Source organism: Mesorhizobium sp. M0514, from assembly GCF_040321145.1.
Taxonomy (GTDB): domain Bacteria; phylum Pseudomonadota; class Alphaproteobacteria; order Rhizobiales; family Rhizobiaceae; genus Mesorhizobium.
On the sequence record NZ_JAMYQZ010000002.1, the window covers coordinates 94,362 to 109,696 of the forward strand.

Consider the following 15,335-nt stretch of genomic DNA (forward strand, 5'->3'; position numbering starts at 1 on the left):
AGCCAATCTCCCTCCTTGTGGGGGAGATGTCCGGCAGGACAGAGGGGGGCGCCGTAGAGTGCGACGGCCGATGCCTGCCGTTGGCAAGGCATTGCGGCAAAGTGGCTCTGTGGCTGCGGCGGCAGTGACATACACTGCCGCCACCAATTCAATGGAGCTTCCATGCCCAAGATCGACCTGTCCACCGTGCCTGTCCGCAAGGGCTCCGGCTACCCCGCACCCTTCGACGCCCCTTGCGCCGAGCGTACGCGCAAGCGCCTCGGCGATGCCGGCGGCCTCACCGATTTCGGCGTCAACCTGATGGCATTGCCATCAGGCGGCTGGTCCAGCCAGCGCCACTGGCACAGCCATGAGGACGAGCTCGTCTATGTGCTGGAAGGCGAACTGGTGCTGGTGGAGGATGGCGGCGAGACGCTGCTCAAGGCCGGCGACTGCGCGACCTTTGCCAAGAACAGCGGCAACGGCCACCACATGATCAACCGCTCGTCCACAACGGCGCGCTATCTTGAGGTCGGCTCGCGCAATCCGGATGATCTCATCACTTGCTCGGACATCGACATGATGAGCCCGAGTTCCGATGGCAGGTTCCTGCACAAGGACGGCATGCCCTATCCGGGGCAGGGGTGACGGCTGGACCATGGTCCGGCGCTGGTGTTCGCTGGGCGGGGGGATAAGCTCCTCACAATCAACGGTGGCGCAGGCCCCCTCATCCGACCGCTTCGCGGCCACCTTCTCCCCACTGGGGAGAAGAGGGAAGCGCTGGCGCTGACCGGCTCCTCTCCCCTCGGGGAGAGGTCAGCCGAGCGAAGCGGAGGCTGGGTGAGGGGGCCTTGGCGCCAGCTTGGCAAACAAGGGGAAGATCACCATGAAAAAAGAAGTCATCGAAGTGCCCGTCATGTCGGCCAAGGTGCGGGCGCTCGGGCTGCCGTGCTCGACGGCGGTGAGGGCCAATGGCTTCGTGTTCATCTCGGCGACACCGCCGGTGGACATGGTGACCGGCGAGATGGTACGCGGCGACATCGAAACGCAGACCGAGGCGTCGCTGAAGGCGTTGAAGCACTGCCTGGAAGCGGCCGGCACCTCGCTGGAAAACGTGGTGATGGTGCGCATCTACGCCGTCAATTCCGGTTTCTACAACGCCATTAACCGGGTCTATTCCAGGTATTTCAGCGTGAACCCTCCGGCGCGGAGTTTCGTGCCGGTGGCGTCATGGCCGATGGAGTTCGATATCGAGATCGAGTGTGTGGCGGTGGCGTGAAGGGCAACCTAGACTAAAGCCAAAGGTAGCTATTCGACGGTCTCTAGGTCAGTTGACGAAATTACAAATGGTACATCACCGGGAGTGAGTGCCCATCGATAAGCCGGATGAATCTCCCAATGAAATCCGAAATCACCGGAAGAGCTTATAATGTGCGGGCTGTCGTCAAAATGAAGCCGAACTATTTTCTTCCCAAGGGTTTCATCGCGGCGCGCGGTAATGAAGTCAATTTTGTACATAAATTCAATCACGTCGATCGCTGAGAAGTAAGGTTTTCCACTTATCGCAAAATTATTCTGGTTCATAAGCTATCCGATTTTTACCGAAAGCTCGTCGCGGGAAAATTGAAACCCAGAAGATGCAAGCCTCTCCTTCTTATTCGGCCTCATTCCATATAGCAGGTCTTTTAGTCCAGTAAATTCGAATTTAAACTCGTTTATTATGTCCTGAAGTCGTTCATTTGAATAATTTTGAAAAGTATTGCGTAGATCCTGTGTTGTTATCTTTGCTGTGCCATTTCTGTGCGATTCTTTGGCTCCGCCATAGAATATTTTGACAAGATCGCGAGGACGCCGTCTAGTTAGAGATAGAAGAACACGATGTATCGGAGCATTCTCCCATTTTCCTACATGATGAAACCGTTCGTCGATGATTGGGTAAAGAAATCTAGATATATCGACTTGGTTCATGCTCCCCATATTTTCAGGGATTTTGGTTCCCAAATAGGTAGCAACACGCTTCGCCATTAGAATCAAAATTTCATGATTGTCCCATTTTAGAGGAACGATATTTCGTTCAATCTTATCTGTCGATTCATCGGAAGTTCGTAGAAGTCTATACACGTCGGTTCTAAGCGCTATTTTAAACTGAACTTTCTTCTGATCTCCGCAAAGATCTCTTATGGAGTTCAGCATTGCCGACAAATTTCTTATGTCGCTCGGCCTGGCTTCCCAGCCTCGGTCCAAATCATCCATGTATACCTTGATTGTTCCTGTAGAAATGTAAGAGGAAATTAGAGCGTTGACAGTAGCGTCAGCAATAGAGCCGCCTTTATCTCTTATAACTGAACTAACTGCTTCAAGTAAACCGGTTATGCTTTTGGAAAATATCGTACCGGAGCTACCGTCCTCCTTCACCCCCAATCTTTCTATAACCTTTGATTGAATTATGCGCAGTAGGCCCGTTCTCCATTTCTCAATTAGCTCGTTTAGATTCGCCTCTTGGGTATCCCAGATGCCTCTAACGTCATTTGGTTTCACAAAAATTGCGACGATCTTGGCTTCGTCGTCTTCAATGCCCGCCATCTTTAAAAGAGCGCTTTTGCCCACACCTTTGTGACCCACCAAAACACGCAAAGAGAGGTTGGCTTTTAAGCTTTCAAAAGCTTTGTTTCGAAAGAAGTATTCCTTAAGGCGACCCCTTTCCTCATTCTCGGCATCTTCAGCTCCAAAAATCTTCTCAATATTTTCGTCAGTAAAAATCATATTGATAATCCCGCTTTTCTCGAATCAAACAGACATTTCATGCTGATTCAGCTCGCGCTTAGCGCGCCTATGCAACTTGCGGATTGAAATGGCATCTAAGACAAGTTCCCTCTACCCTAATTTAGGATGCCGTATTGTTTCAGAGAATTCAATACGCAGTGGGTCCCTCTTCGAAAGGAGAGAAAACCATCCTACAAATTCCTAGTGTAACTTATTATGACCTGCCAGCGCAGGCATCATTTTCGAACGGGGCGGCTATGCGTGGTAGAGGGGCACGGCGCTTCGTTGGTGGGAGCGTTTGCGGGACAGCGCCCCCCTCTGGCCTGCCGGCCATCTCCCCCACAAGGAGGGAGATCAGCCAATCACCTAAGCAAAATACTCCTGCAGCGGCCTGACCTCCAGGCTCCCCGCCTTCAGCGCCGCAATCGCCTCGGCCACCGCCGCAGCACCCGACAGCGTCGTGTAATACGGCACCTTCTGCATCAGCGTGGCGCGGCGCAGCGATTTCGAATCCGACACCGCCTTCTGGCCGTCCGTGGTGTTGAAGACGATCTGGACCTGGCGGTTGCGGATGGCGTCTTCGATGTGGGGGCGGCCTTCCAGCACCTTGTTGATCTTCTGCGCGTCGACGCCGTTTTCGGCGAGGAAGCGCTGCGTGCCCGAGGTCGCCAGCACCTTGAAGCCGAGGCCGGCGAGGCGCTTCACCGCCGGCAATATGCCTTTCTTGTCTTCGTCGCGCACCGAGACGAACAGTGTGCCGGAGCGCGGCAGGTCGACGCCGGCGCCGAGCTGGCTCTTGGCGAAGGCCAGCGCAAAGTCGCGGTCGAGGCCCATGACCTCGCCGGTCGAGCGCATTTCCGGGCCGAGCAATATGTCGACGCCGGGGAAGCGGGCGAAGGGGAAGACGGCTTCCTTGACCGCGATGTGGCCGGGGTTTCTCGGGTCGGGCATCGCGCCGTAATGGGCGAAGGCGTCTTCCAGCTTTTCGCCGGCCATGATGCGGGCGGCGATCTTGGCGATCGGCCGGCCGATGGTCTTGGCGACGAAGGGCACGGTGCGCGATGCCCGCGGGTTGACCTCCAGCACATAGACCGTGCCGTCCTTGATCGCATACTGCACGTTCATCAGCCCGCCGACATTGAGCGCGCGGGCGAGCGCCGCTGTCTGGCGCTCCAATTCGTCGACAAGCTCCGAGGGCAACGAGTGCACCGGCAGCGAACAGGCGCTGTCGCCCGAATGAATGCCTGCCTCCTCGATGTGCTCGAGAATGCCGGAGACGAAGGTCGACTTGCCGTCGCACAGGCAATCGACATCGACCTCGATAGCGCCCGAGAGATAGGTGTCGAACAGCAGCGGGTTCTTGCCCAGCAGCGTGTTGATCTGGCCGGTCTTGTCGTTGGGGTATTTCTGCTTGATGTCCTCCGGCACCAGGCCGGGCACGGTGTCGAGCAGGTAGCTCTGCAGCATGCCCTCGTCATGGATGATCTGCATGGCGCGGCCGCCGAGCACATAGGAGGGGCGCACCACCAGCGGGAAGCCGAGTTCGCCGGCCACAAGGCGGGCCTGCTCGACAGAATAGGCGATGCCGTTCTTCGGCTGGCTGAGGTTGAGCTTGTGCAGCAGCTTCTGGAAGCGGTCGCGGTCTTCGGCGAGATCGATCATGTCGGGTGACGTGCCGAGGATCGGGATGCCGGCCTTCTCCAGCGCGTCGGCCAGCTTCAGCGGCGTCTGGCCGCCGAACTGGACGATGACGCCGACCAGTTCGCCCGAGGCCTGTTCGGCGCGCAGGATCTCCAGCACGTCCTCCGCCGTCAGCGGTTCGAAGTACAGCCGGTCGGAGGTGTCGTAGTCGGTCGAAACCGTCTCCGGGTTGCAGTTGATCATGATCGCTTCATAGCCGGCGTCGCGCAGGGCGAAGGCGGCATGGCAGCAGCAATAGTCGAACTCGATGCCCTGCCCGATGCGGTTCGGACCGCCTCCGAGGATGACGACTTTTTTTCGCGACGACACTTGCGCTTCATTGGCCAGCGCGCCGGCGAAGGGCACTTCATAGGTCGAGTACATGTAGGCGGTGGGCGAGGCGAACTCGGCGGCGCACGTGTCGATGCGCTTATAAACCGGATGAACGTCGAGCTTTTCACGAATCTTCGCAATCACTTCGGCGTCGTTCTTCGTCAGCGAGGCGAGGCGGGCATCGGAGAAGCCCATCGCCTTCAGCATGCGCAGATTGACGGCGTCCTGCGGGATGCCGTGCTCGCGGATGCGGGCTTCCATGGATACGATGCCGGCGATCTGTTCGAGGAACCACGGGTCGATCTTGCACATTGCGTGCACGTCTTCCAGCGAGGTGCCCATGCGGATCGCCTGCGCCACCATGCGCAGCCGGTCGGGCGTCGGCGTGCCGAGTGCGGCGCGAATGGCGTTGCGGTCGTCGGCGTGGTTGGCAGCTACGGCGCCGTGGCCGAGGCCGGGGATCTCGATTTCGTCGAGACCAGTCAGGCCGGTTTCCAGCCCACGCAGCGCCTTTTGCAAGGACTCCTGGAACGTGCGGCCGATGGCCATGACTTCACCGACCGACTTCATGGCGGTGGTCAGCACCGGCTCCGCGCCGGGGAATTTCTCGAAGGCAAAGCGCGGGATTTTTGTGACGACGTAATCGATGCTTGGCTCGAAGGAGGCGGGCGTGGCGCCGCCGGTGATGTCGTTCTCCAGCTCGTCCAGCGTGTAGCCGACGGCGAGCTTGGCCGCGATCTTGGCGATCGGGAAGCCGGTCGCCTTCGAAGCCAAAGCGGAACTGCGCGAGACGCGCGGGTTCATCTCGATGACGACCAGCCGACCATCGGCCGGGTTGACGGCGAACTGCACGTTGGAGCCGCCGGTCTCGACGCCGATCTCGCGCAGCACCGCGATCGAGGCGTTGCGCATCATCTGGTATTCCTTGTCGGTCAAGGTCAGCGCGGGGGCAACGGTGATCGAGTCACCGGTGTGTACGCCCATCGGGTCGATGTTCTCGATCGAGCAGACGATGATGCAATTGTCCGCCTTGTCGCGGACGACCTCCATCTCATACTCCTTCCAGCCGAGCACGCTTTCCTCGATCAGCACTTCGGTGGTCGGCGAGGCGTCGAGCCCGGACTGGACGATGTCGTAGAATTCGGCGCGGTTGTAGGCGATGCCGCCGCCGGTGCCGCCCATGGTGAAGGACGGGCGGATGATGGCGGGCAGGCCGACATGGTCGAGCGCCTGGGCGGCAATCGCCATGCCATGGCTGATGTAGCGCTGCTTGCGGTCGCCTTCGCCGAGGTTCCAGCGGGTTTCCAGCGCGTCGAGCGCGGCATCGAGGTCGGCAGGCGCCTCGGCCTTGACGGCGGCGCGCTCGGCCTCATGGGTCTTGCGGTCGGCGTTCTTGACGTCGGTGGCATTGGCCAGCATCGACTTCGGCGTTTCCAGGCCGATCTTCTTCATCGCCTCGCGAAACAGCGCCCGGTCCTCAGCCTTGTCGATCGCCGTGGCGTCGGCGCCGATCATCTCGACATTGTAGCGCTCGAGCACGCCCATGCGGCGCAGCGACAGAGCGGTATTGAGCGCGGTCTGGCCGCCCATGGTCGGCAGCAGCGCGTCGGGCCGCTCCTTGGCGATGATCTTGGCGACGACTTCAGGCGTGATCGGCTCGATATAGGTGGCGTCGGCCAGTTCCGGGTCGGTCATTATGGTGGCCGGGTTGGAATTGACCAGGATGACGCGAAAGCCCTCTTCCTTCAGCGCCTTGCAGGCCTGTGTGCCGGAATAATCGAACTCACAGGCCTGGCCGATGACGATGGGGCCGGCCCCGATGATCAGGATCGACTTGATGTCGGTGCGTCTTGGCATCGTTGTGAGTTCCGTTCGGCGAGCGGCTTGCACGAAAAACCGGGACGGGAAGACCCGGCCGGTTGTGCTTGCGATTCTGGTATCAGGCTAGGAGGGCCTTATAGGGAAGAGTTTTGGGAGATGTAACCCCGAAAATGAGGCTAGGCAGTAGGGATTAGGCAGTAGGGATCAGGCAGTGGGGATTAGGCAGGAGCGAGGTTAAGGCGCCTATTGCCCATTCCCTACTGCCTGACACCTAATCCCCCAGCGCGAGCTGATCCGTAATCTCAAACCGCTCGGATACCCCGACGCGGATCATGTTGAGGCTGCCTTCCCTTGTGAAGCGGAAGTCCTTGCCCAAATCCGAGTTGGCCGGCATGCCGGCAGAGAAGGAGATGACGCGGGTGCCGCCGTCGGGCCAGGTCACGGTGATGTCTGCCTTGTCGGCGCCATTGTGGACGATGTTGACGGCGCAGCGGGTCATCGGTTGTCCGACATAGCGGGCGCAGGGGATCTCGGCGGTGGCGCCGAGGGCGGGCGGGGGTTCCAGCCGTGCAACGGTTTGCGTAGCGGTCGCAGCTTTGGCCTGGTCTGGCCGTGGCGTCGGGGATAGTACCCCCGGCGCGGACGCTGTATCCGGCGCTGCTCCCGCAGACGCGGCGGCGGCGAGTTCCGGCGTCCCTGTGGCCTCCGTTGCCGGAGCCTCCGTCGCAGGGATTTCATCCGTCGGCGGACTTTCATTCGCTGCGAAGGCAAGGCCGTAAGCATCCTGCATGGCGGTCCTGCCGATCTCGGCGGCGGACTTCGGCGCGCCCGGATTCGTGCCGCCAAGGCGCTCCGTCAGGTCGAGTGGAGCCGGCGCGGGTGCAGCCGGGGTGGGTGGAGCCTGAGTGGGTGCAGCCGGAGCGGCAGAGGCGGCAGGTGCAGTCGTCCGGGGCGCTGCGGCCACGTCGGCCGGCTGCGTCGGCATGTCGGGCGCGAGCGTCGGGCCGCCGGCTTCAGCGCTGGCGGTCACCTGGGGCGGCGCGGCCTCAACTTCGACCACGGTCGGATTGTCGGGGATAAGATAGCGCGCGGGCGCCCAGCCTTTGACCAGTGGATTGTCAATCTCCTCGACCTTGCACCAGCGGTGGCCGTCCACTTCGTTGCAGCCGAAATTCCTGACGCTCGAGCCGATCGGCAGACGCGCTTGGGTTCTGCCGACCGGCGACGGCGTGGCGCGGATGTTGAGGAGATCGCCTGGGCCGAGCTCGGTCACTATGGAAACGATGTCGGCAGGCGCGTCCTCGGCATTGGCCGGCAAGCTCACCAACAACGGGCCCACCACCAACGGACCCGCCAACAACCGGGCTGCCCGCAGGAGCGGAGCGCCAGTCACTCGATGCAAAATGGTTCGGATTGTGCGCCTCATCATTTGGCCGTGCGCCGATTACCCTTGCGGCAGCAGTCCTGCCGTATGCCAAGGCGGTTTTATAAGGGACGATACGCGGCCATGTAAGTCTGAAAATGCGTCCGATGTTTGGTGCCGCGAGGCGGAAGCAGGGCGCAGCCGTGCGGTCAAGCGGAGCCTTGCCAAGAGGGTTTGGGCATGAAGCCGGTCCTCAGCGCATGCGCCCATTCCGGTCGGCCCGCCTGTGCGGCCTGTCTCGCCGCCGCTTCGTGGTCGTAGTCGACGGCGATGGTCTCAAAACGGTCTGGACCATCGCCATCCAAGGTGAGGATGCCGTAGCGCGCATGCGGGCTGCCTTGCTCCGAAACATGCGCCGGGGGCGTGTCATCTTCATAGGCGGGGGCGCCGACGCTGCCGGGATTGAAGAGCAAGGGGCCGCCGGGGATACGGACCAGTTCCGCGCGGTGGCTGTGGCCGCACAGCACGATGCGGCAGGCCGCGTCCAGCGCCTGCAACCGCCGCTGAATAGCGGCAAGCGGCGCGCGCACCAGTTGGCCATCGACGATCGCGTCGAGCAGGTATTTCTCGTCATGGTCGGGCCGCGCATGGAAAGCGACCACGCCGGGAACAATCTCCAGCGTGAAGGGCAGGGCGAGCAGGGCTTCGCGCTGCGCTGATGTCAGCCGTTCCTGCGCATAGCGGTCTGAAGCCCACATCATATCGTCGGCCGGATCGACCGCGACGCGGCGGTCATGGTTGCCGCGCACCGTCGGCAGGTCGAGCGCTTCGAGCCGCTCGAACGTCTCGCGCGGCCAGAGCGGGCCGGAGACACAGTCGCCAAGGTTGACGGTGAGATCGGCGCCGCCGCGCCGCGCTAGATCGGCGAGCACGGCATCCAGCGCCAGCACATTGCCATGGATGTCGGCGAGAACGGCAATGCGCATGCGGCGGGCTCCTTGGTGCAGCCCGTTGAGGCTTGCGGCCCGTCTTCGTTATCAAGCCCCTGCCTTCATTATCAAGCCCTTGAGATCGTTCGAGACAGCCGGGAGCCCCGCCTATCGCGGAAGCACTCCATCTGCTAGCGTCCACGCCGCTCCAGAGTTCATCCGGGGGAGGACAGGCGATGACCCGCGACCAGATGGTTGCCCACCTTCGCGCCGCCAATGACGTCGCGCGCGAGACTGCCGCGCACGGGCACCATCCTTTCGGCTGCGTGCTCGTCGGCCCCGACGATCGCATCCTGATGCGGCAAGGCAACATCAACACCGTGCGCCACGCCGAAACCGAGCTCTCCCGGCGTGCCGCCGACACCTATCCGCCGGATTTCCTCTGGTCTTGCACGCTGGTCACAACCGGCGAGCCCTGTGCGATGTGCACGGGAACGCTGTACTGGGCCAATATCGGCCGGCTGGTCTACGGCTTCGAGGAAACCAAGCTTCTCGCGCTGACCGGCAATCACGCAGAGAACCCGACGATGAACCTCTCGTCGCGCACAGTCCTCGGCTCCGGGCAGAAGCCGGTCGAGGTCCACGGCCCTTTCCCCGAGATGGACGAGGAACTCCTCGCCCCGCATATCGGTTTTTGGCAGCGCTAGGAGCGGCCTGACTTCGGCACCAGCTACGCCGGCATTTCGATGTCGTGGCCGCCGACGATGGGTAGAGCCGGGTCATCTCCGGCCGCCGCAATCACGCTGTCGAGCAGGCCGGGGAAGCGGGCGTCGAGGTCGGCGCGGCGCAGCGTGATCATCCGGTTGGTGCCGGCCACTTCGGCGCGGGTGACGCCGGCCTCGCGCAGTTTGGCCAGGTGATAGCTGAGATTGGTCTTGGAGCCGAGGTCGAGGAACCGGCTGCAGTTCAGCGGCACGCCTTCCTTGCTGGCGAGATAGCGCACGATGGCGAGCCGGGTCGGGTCGCCAAGGACGCCGAGCACAACCGGCAGGCTGATCTGGTCTGTATTGGGGTGCGGCAAAGTCATGGCCCGAAACTAAGCACAGTCGGTGGCGATTTCAACGCGTCGATCTTTCGCGGGCATGCACAGTCCGTTTCGCGATTGGCCCAACGGCTGTCCTGACACAGGGATGTCAGCAGGCTTCAGCTATTTTCACCTGGCTTCATTGACATCATGTCCTGTTATGTCCAATTGTTCAATAAGTTTTGAACTAAGGACACGCCCTATGGACAAGCGCCTCTTTTGGCTTGCGCTCGGATCGTTCACGATCTCGACCGAAGGCTTCGTCATCTCCAGCCTGCTGCCTGACATCGCCACCGACGCCCGCATTTCCATTCCGCTCGCCGGCACGCTGATCACCGCCTTCGCGCTGGCTTACGCCATCGGCACGCCGATCCTGGCAACGCTGACCGGCGAATGGGACCGGCGCCGCGTCATCTTGTGGACGCTGGCGTTCTTCGTCATCGGCAATGTGGTGGCGGCGCTGAGCTCGTCCTTCGAACTGCTGCTCATTGCCCGCATCATCATGGCGCTGTCGTCAGGCTTGTTTGCCGCGACCGCTCAAGGCACGGCGGTGGCGCTGGTCGATGACCACCACCGGGCGCGGGCCATTGCCGTCGTCGTCGGCGGAACCACGGTGGCGGTTGCGCTCGGTGCACCGCTCGGCGCGCTGGTTGCCACGATAGCCGGCTGGCGCGGGACCTTCTTTGCCATTGCCGGGCTCGGCGCGCTGGTCGGCGCCATCCTGTGGTACCGGCTGCCGCGCGGCATTGTCGGTACCAAGCTGCCGCTCAGGCGGCGGCTGGCTGCGGCGCTGCGCCCCGGCGTCATGCCGATCCTGCTGACCACCGCTCTTGCCCTGATCGGCGCCTTCTCGGTGTTTTCCTATATCGCGCCGCTGGCCATCCAGAGCGGCGGCCTCAGCCCGATTGCGCTGCCCGGCATGCTGCTCGCCTTCGGTGTCGGCGCCGTCATCGGCAACATGGCCGGCGGCCAGGCGGCCGACCGTTTTGGTGCGACGCGCACCGTCGGCTGGTCGCTGGCGCTGAGCGCCGTCATGCTGGTGATGCTCTCGGTCATCCCGACCTTCCTGCCGCAGCATCTCGCCGGGCCGGCATTGATGGCCATGATGGTGCCGTGGGGCATGGTTGGCTGGGCATTTCCGCCGGCGCAGGCCAGCCGCATCATCAAGCTGGCGCCCGACGCCGCCCCGATCGTGCTGTCGCTCAACGCTTCGGCGCTCTATCTCGGCGTGGCGCTGGGTGCTGTGGTCGGCGGCGCCGTGCTGCGCTACGGCGTGCCGGCCGATCTCGGCCTGGTCGCCGCCATCTTCCCGCTGATCGGGCTTGGGGTGGTGCTGGCCGGCCGCTGGGCGGCCCGGCCGGTCGCCATGCCGGCCGAATAGATCTTTGCAAAGGACCGGCGGCCGCTCTTTCAGCTTGAAGGGGCGGCCGCCGGCACGTCGTATTCCAGCGCCGCGACTTCATCCAGCATAGCGCGCAGATCTGCCGCTCGTTGCGGGCCGAACAGCGCCTCGAAGCGCTGCTGAGCAGTGCTCCACAATTGCGTCGTCTCCTCGAGCTTGGTCTGGCCTTGCGGCGTCAGCCGCACCCGCTTGACGCGGCGATCGTCTTTGTCAGCGAAGGTGTCGACATAGCCGTCGCGGATCAGCGGCTTCAGCGTATGGCCGAGGGCCGACAGGTCCATGACCATCTCTTCTGCAATCGTGCCCATCGCCGGCTCGTTGCTGACATGGATCTGGTAGAGCAGGCCGTACTGCGTGCCCTTCAGACCCGAAGGCGAGATTACATCGTCATAGAAGCGGCCGAGCTTGCGCGCGGCCCGCCGCAGCGTGGCGTTGTTGCAAAGGCTAAATCCCGGCAGCGCGGTCTTGCTCATCACGACTCCTTGCCGGCAAAACCGCTGCCGGCCTGCCGCAGAAATAGTTTCTGCCGCCTCCGTTGACAAGATGGTGGTATATGCCTACTTCCCGAAAAGTGGTATATGCCACTAACTGGAGATCAGGGCGGGACGAGGGTTCATCGACCTGTCTCGCCGGGCAGAAAAAAGGAACAGGACAATGAGTGGACAGGACAACAAGGGTACCGCAGTCGTCACCGGCGCATCTGCCGGCATCGGCGCGGTCTATGCCGACCGGCTGGCCGGGCAAGGCTACGATCTGGTGCTGGTAGCGCGGCGCGCCGACCGGCTGGAGGAACTGGCTGAAAAGCTGCGATATGCTTACAAGCGCAAGGTCAGCGTGATTGCCGCCGACCTCGCCGACGACAATGATGTGCGCGGCGTCGAGCAAGCGATCGCAGCCGACGATAGCGTCACGCTGCTGGTCAACAATGCCGGCATTGGTGGCCAGGCCGTGGTGGCAACGGCCGACGCCGACGAGGCCGAGCGCATGATCAAGGTCAACGTCATCGCCTTGACCCGCCTGACCCGCGCCGTTCTGCCGGGGCTTCTTGCGCGCAACCGCGGCGCCATCGTCAACATCGCCTCTGTGCTCGCCTATGATACCTCGTTCGGCGGCATCTACAGCGGCACCAAGGCCTATGTCGTCAACTTCACCGAGGCCCTGCACCGCGAAGTCGCCGGCACCAATGTGAAGGTGCAGGCGGTGCTGCCGGGCGCGACCCGCACCGATTTCTGGGAGCTTGCCGGCGGTGATATCGACAATCTGCCGAAGGAGATCATCATGACCGCCGACGATATGGTCGATGCCGCGCTTGTGGGCCTATCCAGGGGCGAAGCCGTCACCGTGCCGGCGCTGGCCGACGCAGCTAAGCTCGACACCTTCCTCGGCGCAAGGCAAGTCTTCTATGGCAGCCTGCACGCCGACAAGCCGGCTGCCCGCTACGCGGCTTGAGAGTAGCTGGTTCGCGAACCAGGACCCCACCCCGCTCACTTCGTTCGCGACCCTCCCCACAAGGGGGAGGGTAAAGTGCGCGCTCCCCTACCTCCCCCTTGTGGGGAGGTCGGACCGCAGGTCCGGGTGGGGGTACTGGCGCCGACCTCTGCGTTTACGCTCCCCGCCACATCGGTATGATCGATGCAGCCAGCACCAGCGCCAGCACGATGTTGAGCGCGCGCCATTGCCATTCGGTCTCGAGCAGCCGTGCCAGCACCATGCCCGCCACGCACCAGATCGACAGCGAGACGGCTGCAGTGAGGCCGAAGGTCGAGCCGAGCAGCAGCGCGAGTTGTCCCGGCCCGTCGGCAAGGGCTGCGAACGAGGCCGCCGCCCCCAGTCCCATCGCCCAGCCCTTCGGGTTCATCCATTGAATGCCGGCGCCGCCGAAGAAGCTGTTGGGTTTTGCCATCGCCACATCGAGATTAGGCGGCCCGGCGCGGCCGATCTTGATTGCCAGCCAGATGAGATAGAGCGAGCCGATGATTTTCATCGCCAGTTGCAGCGAAGGCATAGCCAGCAGCAGACCGGCGAGCCCGGCGGCGGCAGCAGCGGTCACGGTGGCGAGGCCGGCAGCGCTGCCGATCAATAGGGGAACGGAACGGCGAAAGCCGAACTGCGCACCTGAAGCAGTCGACAGGGTGGTGGCGATGCCCGGCGTGACGGTGGCCACGAAGGCAAACAGGATGAGCGGAAAGATGGGCTGCAACATGAGGCGTCCTCCATCGAAGGCCCTACGGTAGACTTCTGCATACTTCAGTAAATGCAATGTTTGCGATGGTTGGCATTAGCAGATATAATGCCAACCATGATCCGCAACCTCGACACAGCGCTGATCCGCACCTTCGTCACTGTCGCCGACAAGGCCAGCATGACGGCGGCGGCGAACGCGCTGCATCTGACGCAAGGCGCCGTCAGCCAGCAGATCAAAAGGCTGGAGGAGGCGCTGGGCTGCAGCCTGTTCGAGCGCGACCGGCGTGGCTTGCGGCTGACGCGGCCCGGCGAGCGGCTGTTCGGCAAGGGCAAACGGTTGCTTGGCCTCAATGACGAGATCTGGGCCGAGATGGCGGGCACCGAGGTCGCCGGCCAGGTACGGCTCGGTGTTCCCTATGACCTTGTCGGCACCTTGCTGGCGCCGGTGCTGAAGGCCTATGCCGAGACCTATCCGCAGGTCGAGATATCCCTACTCTGCGCCGCTTCGCCGGACCTTGCCGCGGCTCTTACGGCCGGCACTATCGATCTTGCCGTCATCGAGGAACGGGTCGGCCCGTCCGCCGGCGAATGCCTGGCCATTGACCGGCTGGTCTGGGTCGGGGCCAAGGGCGGAGTCGCCCGTGCCAAGCGGCCGCTGCCGGTGTCGATCGTCGCCGACACCTGCGCCTTCCGACCGGTGGTGCTGTCGGCGCTGAACGAGCACGGGCTGGAATGGCGCACCGTGTTCGAGAACGGCAACATCGACGCGACGACCGCGACAGTGCGCTCCGACCTTGCCGTCACCGCCTGGCTGGCCTCCACCGTGCCTGCCGATCTTGACATCCTGGCTTTTGATGCCGGGCTGCCGCCGCTGCCGAATTTTTCCATCAATCTGCATTTGCCGAAGTACGGCACGGCGCCGGCAGCGCAGGAGTTCGCGCGGTATATCCGGGGTGGGTTGGCACGGCGGGCTGTGGCGGCTTGACAGAACTTGCATTTCCTCTCCCCCGTCGATCGGGGGAGAGGAAAGGTGCCAAGCCTGTCCCTGTTACTTCCAGTTCTTACGCCGCTCGAGCTCGGCCTCTGACGGCTTCTGCGTAGCGAACGACCCGACCTTGACCTCACCCCCGCGTTCGTAGGTCGCCATGATGACGCCTGTGGTAGTGGCCTGCGACTTGACCAGCTTGAAAGCGGCGGGCATCGCACCACCATCGAACAGCCGCTTGCCCTTGCCCAGCAGCAGCGGGAAGATCATCAACCGGATCTCGTCGATCAGCCCGTTGGCGAGCAAAGTCTGGATCAGCTCGCTCGAACCCTGGATGAGCAGGTCAGGCCCATCTTCCTTCTTGAGGCGGCGCAACGCCGCGACGATATCTTCTCCAAGCCATTGCGTATTTTCCCAGGTGAGCGAATCCGGCCGATGCGTCGCCACATATTTAGTCGCAGGGTTGAAGGCATCTCCGATGGCATCTTTCTGATACGGCCAGTAAGCGGCGAAGATGTCGTAGGTTCTGCGGCCGAGCAGCAGGGCGAAGGGTTTGGAGAACAATTCCTCCATGGCCACCCCCGCCACCTCGTCGAAGTAGTGGAACGTCCAGCCGCCGAACTCGAAGCCGCCAACCGGGTCTTCTTCCGGGCCGCCTGGCGCCTGCATGACGCCGTCGAGGCTGACGAAGGTGGAAGCGATGATCTTTCGCATTGGATTTTCCTTTTCCAGGATCCGCGCCGTCAGGGCCGGATTTCGATCTAAACTAAGGACGGACAGGCCGGCGGCCGCCCGACAGGCGTTGGCAAAAA

General features: G+C 62.5%; 15 protein-coding genes. 6 read left to right on the forward strand and 9 right to left on the reverse strand.

The genetic code is table 11. The annotated features are described in order from the left end of the window. The first annotated feature begins 162 nt into the window (after nt 1-162). Both NKI61_RS01360 and NKI61_RS01365 read left to right on the forward strand, forming a co-directional pair. Nucleotides 163-627, forward strand: coding sequence for a cupin domain-containing protein (locus NKI61_RS01360; protein WP_352838692.1), 465 nt, complete (start codon nt 163-165; stop codon nt 625-627). Nucleotides 628-865: 238 nt separating this feature from the next. Then, complete coding sequence (locus tag NKI61_RS01365) at nt 866-1,258, forward strand: RidA family protein (protein ID WP_352810818.1); 393 nt, start codon at nt 866-868, stop codon at nt 1,256-1,258. Nucleotides 1,259-1,287: 29 nt separating this feature from the next. On the opposite strand, the gene NKI61_RS01370 is transcribed toward NKI61_RS01365, so the two are convergent. From NKI61_RS01370 to NKI61_RS01390, 5 genes are all read right to left on the reverse strand, one after another. Beyond that, complete coding sequence (locus NKI61_RS01370; RefSeq protein ID WP_352838693.1) at nt 1,288-1,563, reverse strand: hypothetical protein; 276 nt, start codon at nt 1,561-1,563, stop codon at nt 1,288-1,290. 3 nt (nt 1,564-1,566) lie between these two features. Next, a complete protein-coding gene (locus tag NKI61_RS01375; RefSeq protein WP_352838694.1) occupies nt 1,567-2,742 on the reverse strand; it encodes a P-loop ATPase, Sll1717 family in 1,176 nt (391 codons plus the stop codon). A 366-nt stretch (nt 2,743-3,108) separates the two neighbouring features. Beyond that, on the reverse strand, nt 3,109-6,612 hold the full coding sequence (gene carB / locus NKI61_RS01380; RefSeq protein ID WP_023740203.1) for a carbamoyl-phosphate synthase large subunit: 3,504 nt from the start codon (nt 6,610-6,612) through the stop codon (nt 3,109-3,111). Between the two features lie 235 nt (nt 6,613-6,847). Beyond that, complete coding sequence (locus NKI61_RS01385) at nt 6,848-7,900, reverse strand: SH3 domain-containing protein (RefSeq protein WP_245260168.1); 1,053 nt, start codon at nt 7,898-7,900, stop codon at nt 6,848-6,850. A gap of 248 nt (nt 7,901-8,148) precedes the next feature. Beyond that, nucleotides 8,149-8,925, reverse strand: a complete 777-nt coding sequence (locus tag NKI61_RS01390) for a metallophosphoesterase family protein (protein ID WP_023697067.1) — start codon at nt 8,923-8,925, stop codon at nt 8,149-8,151. A 179-nt stretch (nt 8,926-9,104) separates the two neighbouring features. Here NKI61_RS01390 and NKI61_RS01395 point away from each other — a divergent pair, with 179 nt between their 5' ends. Then, entirely contained in the window at nt 9,105-9,575 is a 471-nt protein-coding gene (locus tag NKI61_RS01395; protein WP_023672423.1) for a nucleoside deaminase, read from the forward strand. A 23-nt stretch (nt 9,576-9,598) separates the two neighbouring features. Here the strand turns inward: NKI61_RS01395 and NKI61_RS01400 are convergent, their stop codons facing one another. Further along, entirely contained in the window at nt 9,599-9,955 is a 357-nt protein-coding gene (locus tag NKI61_RS01400) for an ArsR/SmtB family transcription factor (protein WP_023683780.1), read from the reverse strand. 199 nt (nt 9,956-10,154) lie between these two features. Between NKI61_RS01400 and NKI61_RS01405 the strand changes: the two genes are divergently transcribed. Then, complete coding sequence (locus tag NKI61_RS01405) at nt 10,155-11,333, forward strand: MFS transporter (protein WP_352838695.1); 1,179 nt, start codon at nt 10,155-10,157, stop codon at nt 11,331-11,333. 29 nt (nt 11,334-11,362) lie between these two features. Here the strand turns inward: NKI61_RS01405 and NKI61_RS01410 are convergent, their stop codons facing one another. Beyond that, nucleotides 11,363-11,827 carry a MarR family winged helix-turn-helix transcriptional regulator gene (locus NKI61_RS01410; protein WP_023713908.1) on the reverse strand — a complete coding sequence of 155 codons (465 nt, stop codon included), beginning with the start codon at nt 11,825-11,827 and terminating at the stop codon, nt 11,363-11,365. Between the two features lie 181 nt (nt 11,828-12,008). Here NKI61_RS01410 and NKI61_RS01415 point away from each other — a divergent pair, with 181 nt between their 5' ends. Further along, complete coding sequence (locus NKI61_RS01415) at nt 12,009-12,803, forward strand: SDR family NAD(P)-dependent oxidoreductase (protein ID WP_023713907.1); 795 nt, start codon at nt 12,009-12,011, stop codon at nt 12,801-12,803. A gap of 154 nt (nt 12,804-12,957) precedes the next feature. On the opposite strand, the gene NKI61_RS01420 is transcribed toward NKI61_RS01415, so the two are convergent. Next, nucleotides 12,958-13,557: a LysE family translocator gene (locus tag NKI61_RS01420; RefSeq protein ID WP_023672428.1), complete on the reverse strand. Its 600-nt coding sequence runs from the start codon at nt 13,555-13,557 to the stop codon at nt 12,958-12,960. A gap of 87 nt (nt 13,558-13,644) precedes the next feature. On the opposite strand from NKI61_RS01420, the gene NKI61_RS01425 reads away from it, so the two are divergent. Beyond that, entirely contained in the window at nt 13,645-14,523 is an 879-nt protein-coding gene (locus NKI61_RS01425; RefSeq protein WP_502899826.1) for a LysR family transcriptional regulator, read from the forward strand. 63 nt (nt 14,524-14,586) lie between these two features. Here the strand turns inward: NKI61_RS01425 and NKI61_RS01430 are convergent, their stop codons facing one another. Next, nucleotides 14,587-15,237, reverse strand: coding sequence for a dihydrofolate reductase family protein (locus NKI61_RS01430; RefSeq protein WP_023727458.1), 651 nt, complete (start codon nt 15,235-15,237; stop codon nt 14,587-14,589). Nucleotides 15,238-15,335 lie beyond the last annotated feature (98 nt).